Source organism: Kitasatospora sp. NPDC093558 (genome assembly GCF_040683475.1).
In the GTDB taxonomy this organism is placed as follows: Bacteria; Actinomycetota; Actinomycetes; order Streptomycetales; family Streptomycetaceae; genus Kitasatospora.
In genome coordinates this window covers 1-22,764 of sequence record NZ_JBFBDY010000010.1, presented here as the reverse complement: position 1 = coordinate 22,764, position 22,764 = coordinate 1, and the positions used below count along the sequence as shown (strand labels likewise).

The 22,764-nt window shown below is 71.4% G+C and carries 20 protein-coding genes; 12 read left to right on the top strand and 8 right to left on the bottom strand.

Translation table 11 applies throughout. The features are described 5' to 3' along the window. Positions 1–20: 20 nt before the first annotated feature. From AB0O00_RS02425 to sdhC, 4 genes are read right to left on the bottom strand one after another with little or no spacing between them, the layout of a single operon-like run. Complete coding sequence (locus AB0O00_RS02425) at positions 21–791, bottom strand: succinate dehydrogenase iron-sulfur subunit (RefSeq protein ID WP_363648247.1); 771 nt, start codon at positions 789–791, stop codon at positions 21–23. Continuing rightward, complete coding sequence (sdhA, locus tag AB0O00_RS02420) at positions 791–2,533, bottom strand: succinate dehydrogenase flavoprotein subunit (protein ID WP_363648246.1); 1,743 nt, start codon at positions 2,531–2,533, stop codon at positions 791–793. Before sdhA ends, AB0O00_RS02425 begins: the two co-directional genes overlap by 1 nt. A gap of 51 nt (positions 2,534–2,584) precedes the next feature. Next, positions 2,585–3,076 carry a succinate dehydrogenase hydrophobic membrane anchor subunit gene (locus AB0O00_RS02415; protein WP_363648245.1) on the bottom strand — a complete coding sequence of 164 codons (492 nt, stop codon included), beginning with the start codon at positions 3,074–3,076 and terminating at the stop codon, positions 2,585–2,587. Positions 3,077–3,084: 8 nt separating this feature from the next. After that, positions 3,085–3,465, bottom strand: coding sequence for a succinate dehydrogenase, cytochrome b556 subunit (sdhC, locus tag AB0O00_RS02410; RefSeq protein WP_363648244.1), 381 nt, complete (start codon positions 3,463–3,465; stop codon positions 3,085–3,087). Positions 3,466–3,732: 267 nt separating this feature from the next. On the opposite strand from sdhC, the gene AB0O00_RS02405 reads away from it, so the two are divergent. Next, positions 3,733–4,533, top strand: coding sequence for a hypothetical protein (locus tag AB0O00_RS02405; protein WP_363648243.1), 801 nt, complete (start codon positions 3,733–3,735; stop codon positions 4,531–4,533). 17 nt (positions 4,534–4,550) lie between these two features. Here AB0O00_RS02405 and AB0O00_RS02400 read toward each other — a convergent pair whose 3' ends face one another. The 3 genes from AB0O00_RS02400 to AB0O00_RS02390 form a co-directional block, all read right to left on the bottom strand. Next, a complete protein-coding gene (locus AB0O00_RS02400) occupies positions 4,551–5,036 on the bottom strand; it encodes a 2-oxo-4-hydroxy-4-carboxy-5-ureidoimidazoline decarboxylase (RefSeq protein ID WP_363648242.1) in 486 nt (161 codons plus the stop codon). A gap of 321 nt (positions 5,037–5,357) precedes the next feature. After that, on the bottom strand, positions 5,358–7,001 hold the full coding sequence (locus AB0O00_RS02395; protein WP_363648240.1) for an alpha/beta hydrolase: 1,644 nt from the start codon (positions 6,999–7,001) through the stop codon (positions 5,358–5,360). Positions 7,002–7,070: 69 nt separating this feature from the next. Further along, a complete protein-coding gene (locus AB0O00_RS02390; protein ID WP_363648238.1) occupies positions 7,071–7,826 on the bottom strand; it encodes an SDR family oxidoreductase in 756 nt (251 codons plus the stop codon). Positions 7,827–7,977: 151 nt separating this feature from the next. Between AB0O00_RS02390 and AB0O00_RS02385 the strand changes: the two genes are divergently transcribed. The 8 genes from AB0O00_RS02385 (at position 7,978) to AB0O00_RS02350 (ending at position 18,415) form a co-directional block, all read left to right on the top strand. Beyond that, entirely contained in the window at positions 7,978–9,567 is a 1,590-nt protein-coding gene (locus AB0O00_RS02385) for a methylmalonyl-CoA mutase family protein (protein ID WP_363648236.1), read from the top strand. 184 nt (positions 9,568–9,751) lie between these two features. After that, entirely contained in the window at positions 9,752–11,005 is a 1,254-nt protein-coding gene (locus AB0O00_RS02380) for an amidohydrolase (RefSeq protein ID WP_363648234.1), read from the top strand. A 270-nt stretch (positions 11,006–11,275) separates the two neighbouring features. Beyond that, entirely contained in the window at positions 11,276–12,337 is a 1,062-nt protein-coding gene (locus AB0O00_RS02375; RefSeq protein ID WP_363648232.1) for a BMP family ABC transporter substrate-binding protein, read from the top strand. 221 nt (positions 12,338–12,558) lie between these two features. Further along, positions 12,559–14,223 carry an ABC transporter ATP-binding protein gene (locus tag AB0O00_RS02370; protein ID WP_363648265.1) on the top strand — a complete coding sequence of 555 codons (1,665 nt, stop codon included), beginning with the start codon at positions 12,559–12,561 and terminating at the stop codon, positions 14,221–14,223. 5 nt (positions 14,224–14,228) lie between these two features. Beyond that, positions 14,229–15,386 (top strand): ABC transporter permease, encoded by a 1,158-nt coding sequence (locus AB0O00_RS02365; protein ID WP_363648230.1) that lies wholly within the window; start codon positions 14,229–14,231, stop codon positions 15,384–15,386. Further along, the gene (locus AB0O00_RS02360; RefSeq protein ID WP_363648228.1) at positions 15,383–16,651 is read left to right on the top strand and encodes an ABC transporter permease; all 1,269 of its coding nucleotides are present in this window, start codon (positions 15,383–15,385) and stop codon (positions 16,649–16,651) included. Before AB0O00_RS02365 ends, AB0O00_RS02360 begins: the two co-directional genes overlap by 4 nt. Continuing rightward, positions 16,648–17,040 (top strand): cytidine deaminase, encoded by a 393-nt coding sequence (locus tag AB0O00_RS02355; RefSeq protein ID WP_363648226.1) that lies wholly within the window; start codon positions 16,648–16,650, stop codon positions 17,038–17,040. The genes AB0O00_RS02360 and AB0O00_RS02355 overlap by 4 nt, the downstream gene beginning before the upstream one ends. Before the next feature lie 97 nt (positions 17,041–17,137). Further along, a complete protein-coding gene (locus AB0O00_RS02350) occupies positions 17,138–18,415 on the top strand; it encodes a thymidine phosphorylase (protein WP_363648224.1) in 1,278 nt (425 codons plus the stop codon). Positions 18,416–18,570: 155 nt separating this feature from the next. Here the strand turns inward: AB0O00_RS02350 and AB0O00_RS02345 are convergent, their stop codons facing one another. After that, complete coding sequence (locus AB0O00_RS02345; protein WP_363648222.1) at positions 18,571–19,857, bottom strand: MFS transporter; 1,287 nt, start codon at positions 19,855–19,857, stop codon at positions 18,571–18,573. Between the two features lie 92 nt (positions 19,858–19,949). On the opposite strand from AB0O00_RS02345, the gene AB0O00_RS02340 reads away from it, so the two are divergent. From AB0O00_RS02340 to AB0O00_RS02330, 3 genes are all read left to right on the top strand, one after another. Beyond that, positions 19,950–20,921, top strand: coding sequence for a LysR family transcriptional regulator (locus tag AB0O00_RS02340; protein ID WP_363648220.1), 972 nt, complete (start codon positions 19,950–19,952; stop codon positions 20,919–20,921). A gap of 213 nt (positions 20,922–21,134) precedes the next feature. After that, on the top strand, positions 21,135–22,292 hold the full coding sequence (locus tag AB0O00_RS02335; RefSeq protein WP_363648218.1) for an adenosine deaminase: 1,158 nt from the start codon (positions 21,135–21,137) through the stop codon (positions 22,290–22,292). A 224-nt stretch (positions 22,293–22,516) separates the two neighbouring features. Continuing rightward, on the top strand, positions 22,517–22,764 hold a 248-nt coding region (locus AB0O00_RS02330), incomplete at its 3' end, for an ATP-binding protein (RefSeq protein WP_363648216.1).

Sequence of the window (22,764 nt, the reverse complement as noted above, 5' to 3'; positions counted from 1 at the left end):
CGGCGTGTGTCAGGCGGGGATCAGAAGCGGCGGGTGACCAGCGCCCGCTTCACTTCCTGGATCGCCTTGGTGACCTCGATGCCACGCGGGCAGGCCTCCGAGCAGTTGAAGGTGGTGCGGCAACGCCACACGCCCTCACGGTCGTTGAGGATCTCCAGGCGCTGCTCGGCACCCTCGTCGCGCGAGTCGAAGATGAAGCGGTGCGCGTTGACGATGGCGGCCGGGCCGAAGTACTGGCCGTCGTTCCAGAAGACCGGGCAGGACGACGTGCACGCGGCGCACAGGATGCACTTGGTGGTGTCGTCGAAGCGCTCGCGGTCCTCGGCGGACTGCAGGCGCTCGCGGGTCGGCTCGTTCCCCTTGGTGATGAGGAACGGCATGACGTCCTTGTACGCCTGGAAGAACGGGTCCATGTCCACGACCAGGTCCTTGAGGACCGTGAGGCCCTTGATGGCCTCGATCGTGATCGGCTTCTCCGGGTTGACGTCCTTGATCAGGGTCTTGCACGCCAGCCGGTTGCGGCCGTTGATCCGCATGGCGTCGGAGCCGCAGATGCCGTGCGCGCAGGAACGGCGGTAGGTGAGGGTGCCGTCCTGCTCCCACTTGATCTTGTTGAGCGCGTCCAGGACGCGCTCCTTCGGGTCCATGGTCAGCTGGTAGTCGACCCACACCGGGTCCGGGTGCTCCTCCGGGTTGAACCGGCGGATCCGGAAGGTGACGGTGACCAGCTGAGTGGCACCGCTCTCGGCCGCGTCCAGAGCGGCCGAGTGCTCCACGGTCGGAGTGCTCATCAGTACTTACGCTCCATCGGCTGGTAGCGGGTCGTGACGACCGGCTTGTAGTCGAGGCGGATGGAGGTCGTGCCGTCGGCGGCGACCTCCTGGTACGCCATGGTGTGCTGCATGAACTTCACGTCGTCACGGGTCGGGAAGTCCTCGCGGTAGTGGCCGCCGCGGGACTCCTCGCGAGCCAGCGCGGAGACGGCCAGCACCTCGGCCAGGTCGAGCAGGTTGCCCAGCTCGACGGCCTCCAGGAGGTCCGTGTTGTAGCGGAAGCCCTTGTCCTGGATGGAGACGTTCTTGTAGCGCTCCTTCAGCGCGGCGATGTCCTCGACCGCCTGCTTCAGGGTGGCGCCGGTGCGGTACACCATGGCGTTGGCGTCCATGGTCTCCTGCAGCTCCTTGCGGATCTGCGCCACGGACTCGGTGCCGGTGGCCTCGCGCAGGCCGTCGACCAGGGCCTGGACCTTCTCGGCCGGGTTCTCGGGCAGCTCGGTGAAGTCCACCGTCTGCGCGTAGTCGGCGGCGGCGATGCCCGCGCGGCGACCGAACACGTTGATGTCCAGCAGCGAGTTGGTGCCCAGGCGGTTTGCTCCGTGCACGGACACGCACGCGACCTCGCCGGCCGCGTACAGGCCGGGGACGACGTCGGTGTTGTTGCGCAGGACCTCACCCTCGACGTTGGTCGGGATGCCGCCCATGGCGTAGTGCGCGGTGGGCTGGATCGGGATCGGGTCCGTGTAGGGCTCGATGCCGAGGTAGGTGCGCGCGAACTCGGTGATGTCCGGCAGCTTGGCGTCCAGCTGCTCCGGCGGCAGGTGGGTGAGGTCCAGGTAGACGTGGTCGCCGTCCGGACCGCAGCCGCGGCCCTCGCGGATCTCGGTGTAGATCGCGCGGGAGCAGACGTCACGGGACGCGAGGTCCTTCATGACGGGGGCGTAGCGCTCCATGAAGCGCTCGCCGTCCTTGTTGCGCAGGATGCCGCCCTCGCCGCGGGCGCCCTCGGTGAGCAGGATGCCCATGCGCCAGATGCCCGTCGGGTGGAACTGGAAGAACTCCATGTCCTCCAGCGGCAGGCCGCGGCGGTACACCAGGGCCTGGCCGTCACCGGTGAGGGTGTGGGCGTTGGAGGAGACCTTGAAGAACTTGCCGGTGCCGCCGGAGGCGAACACGACCGACTTGGCCTGGAAGACGTGGATCTCGCCGGTGGCCAGCTCGTAGGCGACGACGCCGGCCGTCTTGCCGTCGTTGATGAGCAGGTCGAGGACGTAGAACTCGTTGAAGAACTCGACGCCGTGCTTGACGCAGTTCTGGAACAGCGTCTGGAGGATCATGTGGCCGGTGCGGTCGGCCGCGTAGCACGAGCGGCGGACCGGGGCCTCGCCGTGGTTGCGCGAGTGACCGCCGAAGCGGCGCTGGTCGATCCGGCCCTGCTCGGTGCGGGAGAAGGGCAGGCCCATCTTCTCCAGGTCGAGGACGGCGTCGATGGCCTCCTTGCACATGATCTCGGCGGCGTCCTGGTCGACCAGGTAGTCACCGCCCTTGACCGTGTCGAAGGTGTGCCACTCCCAGTTGTCCTCCTCGACGTTGGCGAGGGCGGCGCACATGCCGCCCTGGGCCGCGCCGGTGTGGGACCGGGTCGGGTAGAGCTTGGTCAGGACCGCGGTGCGGCTGCGCTGCGTCGACTCGATGGCCGCGCGCATGCCGGCGCCACCGGCGCCGACGATGACGGTGTCGTACTGGTGAATCTGCATGGGGGGTTAACTCGCCTCTGGCCTCTGCCGATGGTCGATGGTGCTCGCGGCTCAGATGTTGGGGTCGAAGGTGAAGATCACCAGGGTGCCGAGCAGCACGGTGAAGACCGTGGCGGTGCCCATGAGCCCCTTGAGCCAGAGCCGGGTCGAGTCCTTCTCGGCGTAGTCGTTGATGACCTGACGCAGGCCGTTGGCGCCGTGCAGCATGGCGAGCCAGAGCATCGTCAGGTCCCAGCCCTGCCAGAACGGCGAGGCCCAGCGGCCGGCCACGAAGGCGAAGCCGACCTTGGAGACGCCACCGTCGAGCACCAGCATGATCAGCAGGTGACCGAGGATCAGCACGACCAGGACGACACCGGACAGGCGCATGAAGAGCCAGGCCAGCATCTCGAAGTTGGTGCGGGTGCGGCGCGGGGTCCTCGTGGTCCGCTTGCGCGGCGGCTCGATGACGAACTCGTCGGCCGGGTTGCCGGTGCCGAGGCCCTTGCCGGTGTGCGCCTGGTTGGACGGGACCACCACAGCGTCGGAGATTTCCGTGGACATCAGTCAGCTCACTTCCCGAACCAGTCGACCAGCGTGTGCTGCAGGATCGGGTAGAAGGCGCCGGCCATCAGGACGACCCAGATACCGACCACGCTCCACAGCATCTGCTTCTGGTACTTCGGGCCCTTGGACCAGAAGTCCACGGCGACGACCCGCAGGCCGTTCAGGGCGTGGAACAGGACGGCGGCCGAGAGGCCGTACTCCATCAGGTTCACGAGCGGAGTCTTGTACGTCGCGATGACGGTGTCGTAGGACTCCGGCGACACTCGCACGAGGGCGGTGTCGAGGACGTGGGCGAACAGGAAGAAGAAGATGAGGACGCCGGTGACTCGATGAGCCACCCAGCTCCACATGCCTTCCCGGCCGCGGTACAGCGTTCCAGCCGGCACGGAAAAACCCTCCGGAAGCGATTGGGGGCTCGGCCGGCTTCGGTGTCGGTCAGCCCGGCCGGGTACGGTCCACCGGCCGCCAGCATCCTATCGACGCCGTATCGGGAACCGCCTCCGGGGGCCCCAGGTGTGATCAATCAGGCACGACTGGCCTAGTTCGGCGGGAACCAAACCCCGGCCGGTCACCCTGGGTGACGGATCGGCTGCGCTACGGTGGCGCTGCTCCGCCCCCAAGGTCCTGTCGCCGACTCCCCTTCCGAGGCATCTGTGCCACGTCGCCCCGCCCGGCCGTCCCTCGTCCCCTTCCTCTGCTTCGTCTGTGCCCTGGCGCTCGCCACGGGCTGCACCACGGTCGGCGGGCGGTCCGACGACCGGGCCGTGCCGGGGCGCGAACTGTCCGCGGCCGAACTCCGGACGGCCGCGGTGACCGACGCCGACCTCGGCAGCGGCTACACGGTGACGGTCATGACGCCTGGTCACGGTGACACCGGGCAGGGCTCGGGGCGGGAGACGTCGGACGTCCCGGCCTGCCAGCCGCTGCTGGACGCGGTGGCCCCCGGCGGCGGAGCGGGCCCGGGCTCGGCCCCGCCCGGCGCGGGGCTGCCGTACGCGGAGACCGATCTGAGCGTGGCCCGGGCGGCCGACCCGGGCGGCGCGGCGTACGGCGCCCTGGTGGGCTACCGCTCCGGGCGGGCGGCGCAGGTGCAGGCCGAGCTGGAGAAGCTGTTCGGCCCGTGCGCCGTCTTCACCTCGACGGCGCCGCCGCCGCCCGCGGAGCGGGGGAAGAAGGGGGCGCAGTCGACGCACACCCGCCACCGGCTGGCCCAGGCCGACACGCCCACGCCCGAGGGAGCGGACGCGGCGACCGGATTCACCCTCACGAATGAATCCGGTACGGCCGTGCTGTCCCAGCGCGCGGTGCTCGCGCGGGTCGGTCCCGCGCTCGCGGTGTTCACCACCTTCGGTGTCACGAGCGAGCCGGCCGCGGCGCCGGACGAGCGGATCGTCCGGCAGCAGGTGGCGAAGCTGCGGGCGGCCCAGGCCAGGACGGCCCAGTCCAAGAAGTAAGGGGTGGGCCCGCCGGTTCAGTGCGCGCCGGCCTCCGAATGGGTGGCGACGAGGTGCTCCAGCCGGGTGAGGGCGATCCGGCGCAGCTCGTCGGCCGCGACCAGGCGCTCCTCGTCCGGGTCGTTGGCGAGCCGGGTGCGGATCGAGGAGAGCACGGCGTCGAGCATCTCCTCGGGCGCGACGCCCTCCAGACAGACCACGAAGACGTGGCCGAACCTGGCCTCGTACGCGGCGTGGGCCGCCCGCAGCGCGGTGTGCGCCGCCTGGCTGCCGGGGGCCCGCATGCCGAGCAGTGGCTGCGGCATCCAGCTCTCGTCCGCCAGGGCCTCGGCGAGGTCGGCCGGGCGGAGGTCGTAGGAGGCCTCGCTGGCGGCGGCCAGCAGGGACCCTATGTCGGGGTACGGCCGGTGGGCGGTGAGCCGCAGGGCCCAGCGGTGGCTGCCGCAGCAGGCCAGCAGGGCCTCCTCGGCGGCGCCGGCGTCGGCCTCGTTGAAGCGGTGCAACCCGAGGAGGGTCGGCTCGGAGCTGGGATCGAGCCGCTGTGACGGGATGTCGCTGGCCAGCGGGTCCTCCTCGTGAGGGCGGGAAGGCGTCCGGTGAAGTGGGCGGGTGGAGCAGGTGAAGTATGGGGGCTGCGGAGCGGCGTCCAGCGCCCGCCCGGCAGCGGCTCAACGGTAGTTGAGCGGTCATCAGTTGGGGAGGGCGCACGCGGATTTCATCCGAACGAGCTATCAAGTTGTGACGTTGACACCTTCGTGTCAGCGCCCTCCCCGTCTTCGTCTGCTAGGGCGTGTCTTTCGGATCAGGCCGGGTGCCGCGGACGCTCAGGTGCAGCGCGTCCCGGCGGCCGGCATCGTGCCCGCGGTCAGGTAGGTCTCCAGGGCCTGGTCGATGCAGGCGTTGTTCTTGCCGAACGCGGCGTGGCCCTCGCCCACCCGGGTCAGCAGGGTGGCGTTGGCGAAGCCCTTGGCCAGCGCCTCGGCGGCGGCGTACGGGGTGGCCGGGTCGCCGGTGGAGCCGACGACCAGGATCGGGTCGGCGCCCTCGGCCCGGATGGTGTGCGGCTTCTCGGGGCTCTGGAACGGCCAGCCGTTGCACGAGGACTCGGTGAAGTCCTGCACGTCGATGTCCTTGGCGAGCAGCGGGGCCTGGTCGTGGAGCTGCTTGACGATCTGCTGGGCGCGCTCGGCCGTGGGGGCCGGGGTGGAGCCGTCGGCGCAGGAGATCGCCGCGTGCGCCTCGTCCATGGGGGAGTAGTGGCCGTTCTCGTCGCGCCCGTCGTAGTCGTCGGCGAGGGCGAGCAGGACGTCGCCCTTGCCGTCCTTCATCGCGGCGGACAGGGCGACGCGCAGGTACTGCCAGGAGGAGTTCTCGTCGCCGTAGAGCGCGCCGCGCAGGCCCGTCCAGCCGAGGCCGGCGTTGACCTTGCGGCCGTCCTTGGTGGGCAGCGGGTGGTCGCGCAGGCTGTCCAGGAAGTCGGAGGCCTTCTGGGCGGCCTGGCCCGGGTCCTTGCCCAGCGGGCACTCGGTCGCGTGGTTGTCGACGCAGTCGGCGGCGAAGCGCTCGAAGGACTTCTCGAAGCCGGTCGTCTGCTTGACGACCGAGTCGAGCCCGTCGGCGGCGGGGTCGACGGCGCCGTCCAGGACGAGGCGGCCGACGTTCTTCGGGAACTCCTCGGCGTACAGCGAGCCGAGGTAGGTGCCGTAGGAGACGCCCAGGTAGTTGAGCTTCTTGTCGCCGACGGCAGCGCGCAGCACGTCCATGTCGCGGGCGGAGTTGCGGGTGCCGACGAAGGGCAGCAGCTTGCCGGACTTGGCCTGGCAGGCGGCGATGAACCGGGCGTTCTGCTGGTCGGACTGGGCCTTGCGGGCGGCCGGGTCGAGCGGGTCGTCGACCTGGGCGTCGGCGTCACGCTGCTTGTCGTCCAGGCAGGTGACGGGGGAGCTGGCCCCGGTGCCGCGCGGGTCGAAGCCGATCACGTCGAAGCGGCTGTGCAGGGCGCCGGCGAAGTCCTTGGCGCCGTACTTGACCATCTCGACGCCGGAGGCGCCCGGGCCGCCGGGGTTGACCAGGAGCGAGCCGATCCGCTGGTCCGGCTTGGTGGCCGGGTACTTGACGAGCGCGAGGTCCAGGGCGTCCTTGGCCGGGTTCGCGTAGTCCAGCGGGACGTGCAGCGTGCCGCACTGCATGGCGGCGATGTTGGCCTTGGCCTGCTCGGCCTTCGCGTCGGGCGGGCACGGGGCCCAGGAGATCTGCTGGGCGTAGAAGGTCTTGAGCGCCGGGTCGTCCGCGCCGGTGGGCTTCGGCGTGGGGGTGGCCGTCGCGGTGGCGGCGGGAGCCGGGGTGCCGGCGGCGGCCTTGTCCTGGGCCGGCGTCGCGGTGTCGTTGCAGGCGGAGGCGAGGAGGAGGGTGCCGGCGGCCAGGGCGGTCAGCAGGACCCGTGGGCGGGCGGCCCGGTCGATGTTCATCGCACGTGTGTATCACTGCCGGGTGACACGGCTGATCAACGGGGGCCGGGCTGCCCGCCGGGGGTCTGATCAGGCGCGATGCACCTTGTGGTTGGCGGCCTGGGCGCGCGGGCGGACGACCAGCAGGTCGATGTTCACGTGCGAGGGACGGGTGACCGTCCAGGCGACGGTGTCGGCGACGTCCTCCGAGGTCAGCGGCTCGGCGACGCCCGCGTAGACGGCCTCCGCCTTCGCCTCGTCGCCGCCGAAGCGGGTGAGCGCGAAGCCCTCGGACTTCACCATGCCGGGGGCGATCTCGATCACCCGGATCGGCTCGCCGCACAGTTCGAGGCGCAGCGTCGCCGCGATGGTGTGCGCGGCGTGCTTGGCCGCGACGTACCCGCCGCCGCCCTCGTACGCGGCGAGCGCGGCGGTCGAGGAGAGCACCAGCACGGTGCCGTCGCCGGTGGCGCGCAGGGCGGGCAGCAGGGCCTGCGTCATGTGCAGCACGCCGAGCACGTTCACCTCGTACATGGCGCGCCAGTCGGCGGGGTCGCCGTGCTCGACCGAGTCGGCGCCGAGCGCGCCGCCGGCGTTGTTCACCAGGACGTCGACCCGGCCGACCTCGGCGGCGAAGGCGTCCACGGCCGCCCGGTCGGTGACGTCCAGGGTGTACGCCCGCGCCGAACCGCCCCGGTCGCCGATCTCCTTGGCGAGCGCCTCGACGCGCTCGGTGCGGCGGGCGGTCAGCACCACGTCGAAGCCCTCGGCGGCCAGCCGGCGGGCGGTCGCCGCGCCGATCCCGCTGCTGGCACCGGTGACCACGGCCACCTTCTGCTCGGTCATTGCCACTCCCTGGGGACGTGTCGGTAAAGGGGTACGCACTTCGGTCGTTCGTCCGATCATCTCAACCGCGTCGGCTCCCCGTTCTCCCGCCCGGACGCCACTACATTGCGAGCGAGGAGCCCCCAGCCCGCCGATCCCCGTGGAGGGACCCATGGCAGCCGAGCCGCGTCGTGCCGAGTCAGGCTTCCCGATCGAGCCGCTGTACGGACCGGAGTCGCTGGCCGGGTGGGATCCGGACGCCCGGCTCGGGCAGCCGGGGGAGTTCCCGTACACCCGGGGCGTCTACCCGTCGATGTACACCGGCCGGCCGTGGACGATGCGCCAGTACGCGGGCTTCGGCACCGCCGCCGAGTCCAACGCCCGCTACCGGCAGCTGATCGCGGGCGGGAGCACCGGGCTCTCGGTGGCCTTCGACCTGCCCACCCAGATGGGCTACGACTCGGACGCCGTGCTCGCGGCCGGGGAGGTCGGCAAGGTCGGGGTGGCGGTCGACAGCGTCGAGGACATGGCGGTGCTGTTCGACGGGATCCCGCTGGGCGAGGTGTCCACCTCGATGACCATCAACGCGCCGGCCGGCCTGCTGCTGCTCCTCTACCAGCTCGTCGGCGAGGCCCAGGGGGTGGCGCCGGCCCGGCTCACCGGGACGGTCCAGAACGACGTGCTGAAGGAGTACATCGCCCGCGGCACGTACATCTTCCCGCCCGCCCCCTCACTGCGGCTGGTCGCGGACGTGTTCCGGTACTGCCGGGCCGAGATCCCGCGCTGGAACACCATCTCGATCTCCGGGTACCACATGGCCGAGGCCGGGGCCGATCCGGCGCAGGAGATCGCCTTCACACTGGCCAACGGCATCGCGTACGTGCGCACCGCGCTCGCCGCCGGGATGGCCGTCGACGACTTCGCGCCCCGCCTCTCCTTCTTCTTCGTGGCCCGCACCACCCTGCTCGAAGAGGTCGCCAAGTTCCGTGCCGCCCGCCGGATCTGGGCCCGGGTGATGCGCCAGGAGTTCGGCGCGCGGGACCCCCGCTCGCAGATGCTCCGCTTCCACACCCAGACCGCCGGGGTCCAGCTCACCGCCCAGCAGCCCGAGGTGAACCTCGTCCGGGTCTCGGTGCAGGCGCTCGCCGCGGTGCTCGGCGGCACCCAGTCGCTGCACACCAACAGCTTCGACGAGGCCATCGCGCTGCCCACCGAGAAGGCCGCCCGGCTCGCCCTGCGCACCCAGCAGGTGCTCGCCTTCGAGACCGACGTGACCGCCACCGTCGACCCCTTCGCCGGCTCCTACGTCGTCGAGTCGCTGACCGACGAGGTGGAGGCCGCCGCCCTCGCCCTGATGGCCAGGGTGGAGGAGCTGGGCGGCGCGGTGGCCGCGATCGAACACGGCTACCAGAAGGCGGAGATCGAGCGCACCGCCTACCGCGTCCAGCAGGAGACCGACGCGGGCGAGCGGACGGTGGTCGGCGTCAACCGCTTCCAGCTGGACGCCGAGGAGCCGTACCAGCCGCTCCGGGTGGACCCGGCGATCGAGCGGCAGCAGGCCGAGCGCCTCGCCCGGCTGCGCGCGGAGCGCGACGCGCCGGCGGTGGACCGGGCGCTGAACGCACTGCGTCGGACCGCCGAAGGAGGGGAGAACGTGCTCTACCCCATGAAGGACGCGCTGGCCGCACGCGCTACCGTCGGCGAGGTGTGCGACTCGCTGCGCGAGGTCTGGGGCACCTACACGCCGGTGGAACGCTTCTGACTATCCGTCAAACACGTAAAGGCCGTGACCGCCACCCCGGGTGATCGTTGCACAGGGCAAGCAATCCGGGGAAGGCGGCTGAAACGAGATGTCATACCCACCTGTCCGGCCGGTATGCGCCCATCCGGGGACTAATTTTCCGGAAGTCGGGCCAAAACCCCCCAACAGGCCTACTCTTGGGGAGATGAACCGTCCTGAGCCCGCTCAGCCGGGCACCACTCTCGCCGCTGCCCGTCCCGCCGCCGAACTGCGCGCCCGGGTCAGGAGGCTGGAGCCCGAGCTGATCGCCTTCCGCCGCGATCTGCACCGGCACCCGGAGCTGGGCCGCCAGGAGTTCCGCACCACCGGCCTGATCCGCGACCGGCTGGTGGCGGCCGGTCTGAACCCCCGGGTGCTGCCCGGCGGCACCGGCCTGATCGCCGACATCGTCCCGGCCGGGACGGCCCCCGGCACCGGGATCCTCGCCTTCCGCGCCGACATCGACGCGCTGCCGATCGACGACGCCAAGACCGACGTCCCCTACCGCTCGACCGTCCCCGGCCGGGCCCACGCCTGCGGCCACGACGTGCACACCTCGGTCGTGCTCGGCGCCGCGCTCGTGCTGGCCGACGCCGCCCGCACCGGCGAGCTGCGCCGCCCGGTCCGGCTGGTGTTCCAGCCCGCCGAGGAGGTCATGCCCGGCGGCGCGCTGGACGTCATCAAGGCCGACGGGATGGACGGCGTCGAGCGCATCTTCGCCGTGCACTGCGACCCGAAGGTCGAGGTGGGCCGGATCGCGCTGCGCACCGGCGCCATCACCTCCGCCTGCGACCGCCTGGTGCTCCACCTGGACGGCCCCGGCGGGCACACCGCCCGCCCGCACCTGACCACCGATCTGGTCACCGCGATCGCCCGGATGGCCGCCGACCTGCCGGCCGCCTTCGCCCGCCGGATGGACCCGCGCTGGGGCGTCAGCCTGGTCTGGGGCCGCATCGCCTCCGGCTCCGCGCCCAACGTCATCCCGCAGCACGCCGAGCTGGAGGGCACCGTCCGCTGCCTGGAGCTCGACGGCTGGCGCGAGGCGCCGGACGTCCTGCACGACCTGATCGCCAAGCTCGCCGAGACCTACCGGGCGAAGTGGACGCTCGACTACCACCGCGGGGTGCCGCCGGTGGTGAACGAGGCGGTCTCCGTCGTCCTGCTGGAGGAGGCCATGACGGCCCGGTTCGGCCGCGGCGGCGAGCAGGTGGTCGAGGGCACCGAACAGAGCCTGGGCGGCGAGGACTTCTCCTGGTACCTGGAGCACGCCCCGGGCGCCCTGGCCCGGCTGGGCGTCCGCGCCCCCGGCGACACGTCGGTCCGCGACCTGCACCAGGGCCGCTTCGACGTGGACGAGCGGGCGATCGGGATCGGTGCGGAACTGTTCGCGGCGCTGGCCCTGGAGGCGCACGGGAGCTGAGTGCGGCAGGGAGTGCCCCCACCGGGAGTGCGGGGCCGTCGCGTGGCGGATCCACCGGGATCCGAGGGGTTCCGGTGGTGTTCCGTAAACTGGAGCGCACCAGTTCCGGATCACCGTCCGCGCACGGGAAATGGGCGTCGGTGCGACTGTCAGACCACGGTTTGATAACAACCCGAATGCTCCGGCACCCCGTAACACAACCGTGTTCTACGCGCGTTACGGTGGCGTCCGACCACGCTAATCGGGTGCGTGTGAGAAGGAGATACTCCCTTGCGCCGTTCAATGAAGCTCGCCGCGGTTGTGCTCTCGGGTTCCCTGGGCATGGCCTCGCTCGCCGCTTGCGGCGCAAAGAGCACTGACAACACCTCCGCCGGCTCCTCCTCCGAGGGCGGCCTCAAGGTCGGCATGGCCTACGACATCGGCGGCCGTGGCGACCAGTCGTTCAACGACTCCGCCGCCCGTGGTCTCGACAAGGCCAAGTCCGACCTCGGCGTCTCGGTCACCGAGGCCGAGGCCAAGGCCGGCGAGGCCGAGGCGGACAAGGAGACCCGCCTCAAGAACCTGATCGACGCCGGCTACAAGACCGTCATCGCGGTCGGGTTCGTGTACCAGCCGGCCGTCAACAAGATCGCCAAGGACAACCCGGACGTCAAGTTCGCGATCATCGACTCGCACGACGACGCCCAGCCGTCCAACGTCACCTCGCTGGTCTTCGCCGAGCAGGAGGGCTCCTACCTCGCCGGTGTGGCTGCCGCCTCGAAGAGCAAGGCCAAGCACGTCGGCTTCATCGGCGGTGTGCAGACCGAGCTCATCAAGAAGTTCGAGGCCGGCTACAAGGCGGGCGTGAAGTCCGTCGACCCGAACATCGTGGTCGAGACCACCTACCTGACCACGCCTCCGGACTTCTCCGGCTTCGCCTCGCCCGACAAGGGCAAGGAGGCCGCGCAGGGCCAGCTCGACAAGGGCGCGGACGTCATCTACTCCGCCGCCGGCTCCTCCGGCAACGGCGCCATCGAGGCCGTCGCCAACAAGCCGGGCGCCCTGGCCATCGGCGTCGACTCCGACCAGGCCACCCAGCCGGCCCTGGCGAAGTACAAGAACAGCATCCTGACCTCGATGGTCAAGAACGTCGACAACGCGGTGTACTCGTACATCGACTCGGTCAAGAAGGGCGCGCCGTTCCAGGGTGTCAAGCTCTTCGACCTGAAGGCCGACGGTGTCCAGCTCGCCACCACCGGTGGCAAGATCGACGACATCAAGACCCAGCTGGACGCCGCCGCCAACGCGATCAAGACCGGCGCCACCACCGTCCCGACCGCGCCCGCCCAGTAAGGCTCCGCGCGGCCCGGACGTCATAGCGGCTGCCGCCTGCCCGGCAGCGCCATGATGGGCACAGCAACACGGGAGGGGCCCGGCAGGGTGCGCTCAACGCGTACCCCCGGGCCCCCTTCCGTCCCCCCGCTTCCCCGTTTCCCCCCTTTTGGCCCTCCCAGCGCAACGACGCGCCTCCAGACCACCAGGAGATCGCCATCACCGCATCCGACCCCGTCCCCCTGCGCAAGGACGGAACCCCCAGCGCGGGGACGGCGAATACGGCCGTCGAACTGCGCGGCATCACCAAGCGCTTCCCCGGTGTCGTGGCCAACCACGACATCAACCTCACCGTCCGCGGCGGCACCGTGCACGCCCTCATGGGCGAGAACGGCGCCGGCAAGTCGACGCTGATGAAGATCCTCTACGGCATGCAGAAGCCGGACGAGGGCACCATCGCGATCAACGGCGAGCAGTGCGAGTTCCATTCCCCGGGCGACGCCATCGCCCGCGGCATCGGCATGGTGCACCAGCACTTCATGCTCGCCGACAACCTCACCGTGTGGGAGAACGTCGTCCTCGGCGGCGAGAGCCTGTACGGCATCGGCGCCAAGGCCAAGGCGAAGATCAAGGAGATCTCCGACCAGTACGGTCTGGGCGTGCGCCCGGACGCGCTGGTCGAGGACCTCGGCGTCGCCGACCGCCAGCGCGTCGAGATCCTCAAGGTGCTCTACCGCGGCGCCCGGATCCTGATCCTCGACGAGCCCACCGCCGTCCTCGTCCCGCAGGAGGTCGACGCGCTGTTCGACAACCTGCGGGAGCTGAAGTCCGAGGGCGTCACCGTCATCTTCATCTCGCACAAGCTGCACGAGGTGCTCGCGGTCGCCGACGCGATCAGCGTCATCCGCCGCGGCACCACGGTCGGCGACGCGGACCCGAAGTCCGTCACCGCCCGCCAGCTCGCCGAGATGATGGTCGGCGCCGAGCTGCCCTCCCCGGAGAGCCGCGAGTCGACCGTCACCAGCACCGAGATGCTGAGCGTCCAGGGCCTGCGGATCGCCAAGACCGACGCCGAGGGCATCGAGCGCGTCGTCCTCGACGACATCTCGCTGACCATCCGCAAGGGCGAGGTCCTCGGCATCGCCGGTGTCGAGGGCAACGGCCAGGCCGAACTGGTCGAGGCCATCATGGGCATGCTCCCGCTGGACGCCGGCACCGTCACCCTCGACGGCAAGGACCTGTCCGGCAGCCTGACCCGCGCCCGCCGCGAGGCCGGCATCGGCTACATCCCCGAGGACCGCCACCGCCACGGCCTGCTGCTGGAGGCCCCGCTCTGGGAGAACCGGATCCTCGGTCACGTCACCGAGAAGCCGAACTCCAACGGCCCGCTGCTCGACCCGACCGCGGCCCGCGTGGACACCTGGCGCATCGTCGAGGAGTTCGACGTCCGCACCCCGGGCATCGAGGTCACCGCGGCCTCCCTCTCCGGCGGCAACCAGCAGAAGCTGATCATCGGCCGCGAGATGGCCCACGACCCCAAGCTGCTGATCGCCGCGCACCCCACCCGCGGCGTGGACGTCGGCGCGCAGGCGCAGATCTGGGAGCACATCCGGGTCGCGCAGCGGGGCGGCCTGGCCGTGCTGCTGATCTCCGCCGACCTGGACGAGCTCATCGGCCTGTCCGACACGATCCGGGTCATCTACCGCGGCCGCCTGGTCGCCGACGCCGACCCGGCCACCGTCACCGCCGAGGACCTGGGCACCGCGATGACCGGTGCGGCCCGCGGCCACCTGGAGTCCGAGCCGGAGGCCGTCGCCGAGGCGCAGGCCATCGCCGCCGAGGGCACCGCGGCCGAGGACGAGCACCCGCACACCGACACCGCCGACGACGCCGAGGCGGGGGAGTAACCCACATGACCAGTCCCAACCCCCCTGCCGCCAAGCGCAGCCTGGCGCAGCGGATCAGCGGTGAGCGGATCGTGTTCGCACTGGCGGCGCCGGTGCTCGCGGTCGTGCTCTCCGTGACGATCTGCTCGATCCTGCTGGCGACCTCGGGCAAGAACCCGTTCGACGCGTGGAACGTGATGGTCACGTACGCCACCAAGTCGGACGGTCAGGTGGCGATCCTCAACCGGGCCACCACCTACTACCTGGCCGCCGCGGCCGCCGCGTTCGGGTTCCGGATGAACCTGTTCAACATCGGCGTCGAGGGCCAGTACCGCGTCGCGGCGCTGTTCACGGCGTACGTCGGCAGCCAGATCGACCTGCCGTCGTTCATCCAGATCCCGCTGCTGCTGATCACCGCCATGCTGGCCGGCGGCCTGTACGCGGCGATCGCCGGTGCGCTGAAGGTCTTCCGCGGCGTCAGCGAGGTCATCGCGACCATCATGCTGAACGCCATCTCGATCGCGATCGTCGGCCTGCTGCTCGTCCCGGGCATCTTCGCCCCGAAGGTGAGCAGCACCAGCAACTCGATCCAGACCAGCCCGGTCTCGCAGTCCAGCCACTTCTTCTCGATCAACACGGCCGGCGGCAACCTCTGGGGCTTCCTGTTCATCGCCGTCCTGGTCGGCGTGGTCTTCCAGTTCGTGCTGACCCGCACCCGCTTCGGCTTCGACCTGCGCGCCACCGGCCGCTCGGAGAGCGCCGCGACCGCGTCCGGCGTGAACGTCAAGCGGATGGTCATGATCTCGATGGCCGTCTCCGGCGGCATCGCCGGTCTGATCGGTCTGCCCGAACTGCTGCAGAACTCGTACTACTTCGGCCAGAGCTTCCAGGCCGGTCTCGGCTTCCTCGGGATCTCGGTCGCGCTGCTGGGCCGCAACAGCCCGCTCGGCATGGCCTTCGCGGCGCTGCTGTTCGCGTTCCTGGACGCCACCGGCTCCCAGCTGCCGCTGAACGGCGGCTTCCCGTTCGAGATCGTCGCCGTCATGCAGGGCACCATCGTCATCTGCGTCGTCGTCGCGTACGAGCTCGTGCGCCGCTACGGCCTGAAGCGCCAGCAGCAGAAGGTCGGCGCCCAGCTCGCCGCCCAGCTCGCGGCCACGGAGAAGAAGGAGGTGTCCGCATGAGCACCGCTACCGCCGCTGCTCGTCCCAAGGCGCCCGGTGCGCCCGCCAAGAAGCGCAAGCTGTCCTGGCCGGTCGTGCTCCTGCTGATCGCGGGCGCCCTGGCGCTCTTCTCCGCCGTGGGCATGGCCACCGGCAACCACTCGCTGACCTCCTCTGGTCAGATCACCGCCGCGCTCAGCGCCGCCGTGCCGATCGGCATGGCCGGTCTCGGCGGTCTGTGGTCCGAGCGGGCCGGCGTGGTCAACATCGGCCTCGAAGGCATGATGGTCGCCGGCACCTTCTGCGGTGCCTGGGCCGGCTACCTGGTGAACCCGTGGGTCGGCCTGCTGGCCGGCATGGCGGGCGGCGCGCTCGGCGGCCTGCTGCACGCGCTCATCACCGTCACCTTCGGCGTCGACCACATCGTCTCCGGCGTCGGCATCAACCTGCTGATCCCCGGCATCTGCGCGTACGTCAACCGGATCTACTACAAGGACTACGTCGCCGTCGGTGCCGGCGCGAACCAGTCCCCGCCGGCCGACCCGCTGCCGTACATCACCATCCCGGGCCTGTCGCCCTGGCTCGACAGCATCGAGAAGCACCACTGGTTCTTCGTCTCGGACGTCGCCGGTGTGATCGGCGGCATGGTCACCAACATCTCGGTGGTCGTGGTCCTGGCCGGCGCGCTGATCGTGGTCAGCTACTTCGCGCTCTGGCGCACGGTGTTCGGCCTGCGCCTGCGCTCCTGCGGTGAGAACCCGACCGCGGCCGAGTCGCTGGGCGTCAACGTCTACAAGTACAAGTACCTGGCGGTCATGGCCTCCGGCGCCTTCGCGGGCCTCGGCGGCGCGTACCTCTCGCTGGTCGCCGCGCACTTCTACAAGGACGGCCAGACCAACGGCCGCGGCTTCATCGGCCTCGCGGCGATGATCTTCGGCAACTGGATGCCGGGCGGGCTCTCCATGGGCGCCGGGCTGTTCGGCTTCACCGACAGCCTCCAGCTGCGTGACCCGCAGTCGGTGCACGTGCTGATCCTGACCGTCTCCATCGCGATGGGCCTGCTCGCCCTGTGGCAGCTGTACCGCCGCAAGTACGTCGCCGTGGCGATCTCGCTGGTGGTCGCCGGCGGCCTCGGTGCCTGGTACGCGCTCACCGACGAGGTGCAGCGCCCGCTGATCGTCGCGACGCCGTACGTGATCACCCTCGTGGTGCTCTCGCTGGCCTCGCAGCGCCTGCGGATGCCGAAGGCGGACGGCCAGATCTACCGCAAGGGCCAGGGCAAGTGACGGCCCCCGCGATCGACTGGGAGCGGCTGCGCGAGGCCGCGCGCGAGGCGATGGCCCACGCGTACGCGCCGTACAGCAAGTTCCCGGTCGGTGCGGCCGCGCTGGTGGACGACGGGCGGCTGGTCACCGGCTGCAACGTCGAGAACGCCTCGTACGGGCTCGGGCTGTGCGCCGAGTGCGGCCTGGTGTCCGCGCTGCACGCCAGTGGCGGCGGCCGGCTGACCGCGTTCACCTGCGTGGACGGCTCGGGTGAGCTGCTGATGCCGTGCGGGCGCTGCCGCCAGCTGCTGTACGAGCACGGCGGGCCCGACCTGCTGGTCGACCTGGCCTCCGGCGTGAAGCCGATGAGCGAGGTCCTGCCCGACGCGTTCGGGCCGGAGCGGCTCTAGCATCTGCATTTGTTACGCGCGTAGAGTGTCGCGAGTGGGCCGCAACCCGGTCATCTCGCGACACTCTTCGCTTTTGAACCCCCCTCTTGGAGCACGCATGGATGCCATCTCCGTCATCAGGACCAAGCGCGACCGCGGAGAGCTGAGCGACGCTCAGATCGACTGGGTCATCGACGCCTACACCCGCGGCGAGGTCGCCGACGAGCAGATGTCCGCCCTGGCCATGGCCATCCTGCTGAACGGCATGAAGCCGCGCGAGATCAGCCGCTGGACCGAGGCCATGATCCGCTCCGGCGTCCGGATGGACTTCTCCTCGCTCCCGCTGCCCACCAGCGACAAGCACTCCACCGGCGGCGTCGGCGACAAGATCACCCTCCCGCTCGCCCCGCTCGTCGCCGCCTGCGGCGCCGCCGTCCCGCAGCTCTCCGGCCGCGGCCTCGGCCACACCGGCGGCACCCTCGACAAGCTGGAGTCCATCCCCGGCTGGCGCGCCCTGCTCTCCAACGACGAGATGATGGACGTGCTGCGCGGCGCCGGCGCCGTCATCTGCGCCGCCGGCGACGGCCTCGCGCCCGCCGACAAGAAGCTGTACGCGCTGCGCGACGTCACCGGCACCGTCGAGGCCATCCCGCTGATCGCCTCGTCGATCATGTCCAAGAAGATCGCCGAGGGCACCGGCGCGCTCGTCCTGGACGTCAAGGTCGGCTCCGGCGCGTTCATGAAGAACCTCGACGACGCCCGCGAGCTCGCCCGCACCATGGTCGGCCTCGGCACCACCGCCGGCGTCAACACCGTCGCCCTGCTCACCGACATGTCGACCCCGCTCGGCCTCACCGCGGGCAACGCGCTGGAGGTCCGCGAGTCGGTCGAGGTGCTGGCGGGCGGCGGCCCGGCGGACGTCGTGGAGCTCACCCTCGCGCTCGCCCGCGAGATGCTCGCCGCGGCCGGCGTGCACGGCAAGGACCCGGCGGACGCGCTGCGCGACGGCTCCGCGATGGACCACTGGCGCCGCATGATCTCCGCCCAGGGCGGCGACGTCGACGCCCCGCTCCCGGTCGCCCGCGAGCAGCACGTCATCCCGGCCCCCGCCTCCGGCGTGCTCACCACGCTCGACGCGTACGCCGTCGGTGTCAGCGCCTGGCGCCTGGGCGCCGGCCGCGCCCGCAAGGAGGACCCGGTGCAGGCCGGCGCCGGCATCGAGATGCACGCCAAGCCCGGTGACACCGTCGTGGCCGGTCAGCCCCTGCTGACCCTGCACACCGACACCCCCGAGCGCTTCGAGTACGCCATCGAGGCCCTCGCCGGCGGCATCGAGGTCTCCCCGGCCGGTACGGAGTTCACCCCGAACCCGATCGTCCTCGACCGCATCGCGTAGTCGCGGACGGGCACTGGGCCCGGTCGGTGCGGCGCGGATGCGCCGGGCCGGCCGGGCCCGCTGTGTGTGGGTCACCCGGCAGCTCCGGGTGCGACGTCAGGCGTACAGCTGGTCGGCGATCTCCCGCAGCCGGGCGTACGCAGCAGGATCGATGCTCACGTTCCGGAGCGTACCGATATCGAGCGGGTGGCCGTGTGGGCCTGGTGGGTGGCGTAGAGGGTGACGGCGGCGGCGAGGGTCATGGCGGTGAGGCCGACGGTGGCGGCGCCGGGCCAGCCGGTGGCGTGGTAGGCGTCGGCGCCGATGGTGCCGCCGAGGCTGTTGCCCAGGTAGTAGGCGATCAGGTAGAGGGCGGAGGCCTGGGCGCGGCCCTCGGTGGCGGTGCGGCCGACGGCGGACGAGGCGGTGGCGTGGCCGGCGAAGAAGCCGGCGGTGATCAGGACCAGGCCGAGCAGGGCGCAGACCAGGGAGTCGGCCAGGGAGAGCAGCAGCCCGGCGGCCGTCATGCCGATGGAGACGTACAGGGCGCCGCGGCGGCCCAGACGGGCGGAGAGCCGGCCGGCCGCGGCCGAGGTGCCGGTGCCGACCAGGTAGACGACGAAGATCGAGGCGGCGACCGACTCCGGCAGGTGGAAGGGCGCGCCGATCAGCCGGTAGCCGACGGTGTTGTAGACCGCGCCGAACACGGCCATGAAGAGCAGTCCGAGCGCGTACAGCCTGACGAGCAGCGGATTGCGCAGGTGCCGTCCGACGGTCGTGGCGAGGGCGCGCGGGTCCACCGGGGCCGGGGTGAAGTGCCGGGCGGCGGGGATGAGCAGCCGGAACGCGAGCACCGCGAGCAGGGCCAGGACGGCCGAGGCGGCGAGCCCCCAGCGCCAGCCGAACGCGGCGGCGATCCAGCCGGAGAGCAGCCGCCCGCCCATGCCGCCGATGCTGTTGCCGGCCACGTACAGGCCCATCGCGGAGGCCAGCGCGCTCGGGTGGACCTCCTCGGCGAGGTAGGCCATCGCGGTGGCGGGGAGTCCGGCGAGGGCGGCGCCCTGGAGGACGCGCAGCACGACGAGGGTGGTGAGGTCGGGCGCGAACGGCAGGGCGAGGGCGAGGGCGGAGGCGGCGAGCGTGGAGGCCGTCATCACGGCGGTGCGGCCGTACTTGTCGGACAGCGCGCTCGCGGGCAGGAGGCCGAGGGCGAGTCCGAGGGTGGCGGCGGAGGCGGTCCAGCTGGCCTGACCGGGCGTGAGGTCGAGGTCGGCGGAGAGGACCGGCAGCAGGCCCTGCGTGGAGTAGAGGAGGACGAACGTGGCGATCCCGGCGGCGAACAGGGCGAGGTTGGCGCGGCGGAACGCGCGCTGGCCGGGGCGGTGGCGGTCGTCGTGGGTCGGGACGGTGGCGGCGGAGGCATCCGGGGCGGGCACGGATGCCCTGGTATCGGCGGGCTGCATGGGTTCGACGTTAGGCCTGCCGGCTTGATGCGTCCAATGCATGAACAGTGGATTATTGATGCACTGACGCATGAGTCGAGGATGGTGGCGGGATGGCCGCGGAGGAAGCGGTGGACGGTGCGGAGCAGTCCAGGTACCGGCCCGCCGAGTTGGGGCCCGACCTGCCGGCCGTCCAACTGGCGCCTCAGCTGGCCCAGTTCGCGGCCGTGGCCCGGCTGGAGCACGTGACGCAGGCGGCGGCGATGCTCGGCATGCCGCAGCCGACGCTGTCGCGGTCGGTGGCGCGGCTGGAGGAGGAGCTGGGGGTGGCGCTGCTGGCCCGTCAGGGCCGGACGGTCCGGCTGACCAGGGCCGGCCGGCTGCTGCTGGCCTCGGTGGAGCGGGCGCTGGCCGAGGTCGAGCGCGGTGCCGAGGCGGCCATGGCGGAGGCGGACCCGTCGGCCGGGCGGGTGGCGTTCGGCTTCCTGCACACGATGGGGACGGACGCCGTCCCGGCGCTGCTGCGCGACTTCCGGGCGGCGCACCCGCAGGTGCGGTTCCAGCTGGTGCAGGACTACGTCGGCGCGATGCTGGAGCGGCTGCTGGACGGGGAGTTGGACCTGTGCCTGGTGGCGCCGCTGCCCGACGACCCGGCCTTCGCCGCCCGCCCGCTGGACGAGCAGCGGCTGCACCTGGTCGTCCCGGCGGACCACCGGCTGGCCGGGCGGCGGCGGATCCGGCTCGCGGAGGTGGCGGAGGAGACGTTCGTCGGGCTGGAGGAGGGGTACGGGCTGCGGGCGATCACGGACGGGTTCTGCGCGGAGGCCGGCTTCGTGCCGCGGCTGGCCTTCGAGGGGGAGGAGGCGGAGACGCTGCGCGGGCTGGTGGCGGCCGGGCTGGGGGTGGCGCTGCTGCCGCCGGCGCTGGTGCCGCGGCCGGGGGTGGTGGAGCTGGAGGTGACGGCGCCGCGGACCCGGCGGGCGATCGGGCTGGCGTGGGCGGCGGGGCGTCCGCTGACGCCGCCGGTGCGGGCGTTCCGGGATTTCGTGCTGTCGCGGCGCGGGCGGCTGCTGGAACACGACTGACGTCCCCGATTCGGGACCCGAACGGCCGGGATTGCGGCTCTGAGCTGCGGGAGGAGCAAACCGCGAACTCGGGAGGGAGGGGGGTCGTGGATTCCGGGACGTCCCGGGATACGGGACGGGACTGATCCGAGTGGTGGAATTCCCGGTGGACTTTCGGCGAACCGGCCGTGTGGGGAGTGGTGGGTCTACGCGCGTAGGGTCTATATTTCCGCAATGGAGAAGCAGATCCCTGTCACCACCGCGGGCACCGGCCCGCGCATCCCCACCGCCGACCAGATCCGCCGCGCGCCGAAGGTGCTCCTGCACGACCACCTCGACGGCGGGCTGCGCCCGGAGACCATCGTCGAGCTGGCCGCCGCCGTCGGCTACGAAGGCCTTCCCACCACCGACCCCAAGGAGCTCGGCGAGTGGTTCCGCGAGGCCGCCGACTCCGGCTCGCTGGTCCGTTACCTGGAGACGTTCGCGCACACCTGCGCCGTCATGCAGACCCGTGACGCCCTGATCAAGGTCGCCGCGGACTGCGCCGAGGACCTGGCCGCCGACGGCGTCGTCTACGCCGAGGTCCGCTACGCCCCCGAGCAGCACCTGGAGGGCGGCCTGAGCCTGGACGAGGTCGTCGAGGCCGTCCAGGAGGGCTTCCGCCTCGGCGAGGCCAACGCCCGCGCGGCCGGCCACCGCATCCGCATCGGCACCCTGATCACCGCGATGCGGCACGCCGCCCGCTCGCAGGAGATCGCCGAACTCGCCAACCGCCACCGGGACTCGGGCGTCGTCGGCTTCGACATCGCGGGCGCCGAGGCCGGCTACCCCCCCACCCGCCACCAGGCCGCCTTCGACTACCTCAAGGGCGAGAACAACCACTTCACCATCCACGCGGGCGAGGCCTTCGGCCTGCCGTCGATCTGGGAGGCCCTGCAGTGCTGTGGCGCCGACCGGCTCGGCCACGGCGTGCGGATCGTCGACGACATCACGGTGAACGAGGACGGCAGCGTCGAGCTCGGCCGCCTGGCCGCGTACGTGCGCGACAAGCGCATCCCGCTGGAGATGTGCCCGACCTCCAACCTCCAGACGGCCGCCGCCGCCTCGTACGCCGAGCACCCGATCGGGCTGCTCAGCCGGCTGAAGTTCCGGGTCACCGTGAACACCGACAACCGCCTCATGAGCGGCACCAGCATGAGCCAGGAGTTCGGCCACCTGGTGGAGGCCTTCGGCTACACGCTGGGCGACATGGAGTGGTTCACCGTGAACGCGATGAAGTCGGCGTTCCTGCCGTTCGACGAGCGGCTCGCGATGATCAGCGACGTGATCAAGCCCGGTTACGCCGAGCTCAAGGCCGAGTGGCTGTTCAGCGCGGGTGGCGGCCAGGGCTGAGCCCGTCCGGAGCGGGCTCCGGGTGAGGTCCGGATGAACGCCGCTGCCTGGACCGGCAGTTGGCGTTCATCCGACTACTCACTCGGGTGAGTGAACGCCTTTTGGTCCTCGCACGACCGGCTCACTACGGTGTGCCAGTCATCGCCGACAGGCCGTGGCGACGGTCGGTCGTCCGTCACCGCGTATCGCGTCGGCCTCCGACGAGGACTCAAGGGGACGAACTCATGAAGCAGGCTCTCAAGGCCGTCGGCACCGCGGCAGTCGGCATCGCCATCGCGGCGGTCGGCGCCGGCACCGCGTCCGCCGACGCCCCCGTGCCCGGCGGGGTCGGACTGCCCACCACGGCGCTGCAGAACCCCGCGGTCACCGGCGCGGTCACCGACACCGCCAACAAGCTGCCCGGCGGCGACAAGGTCACCAGCACCCTGGGCCCCCTGGCCCCGAGCGCCGGCCAGCCCGCCGCCCCGGCGGC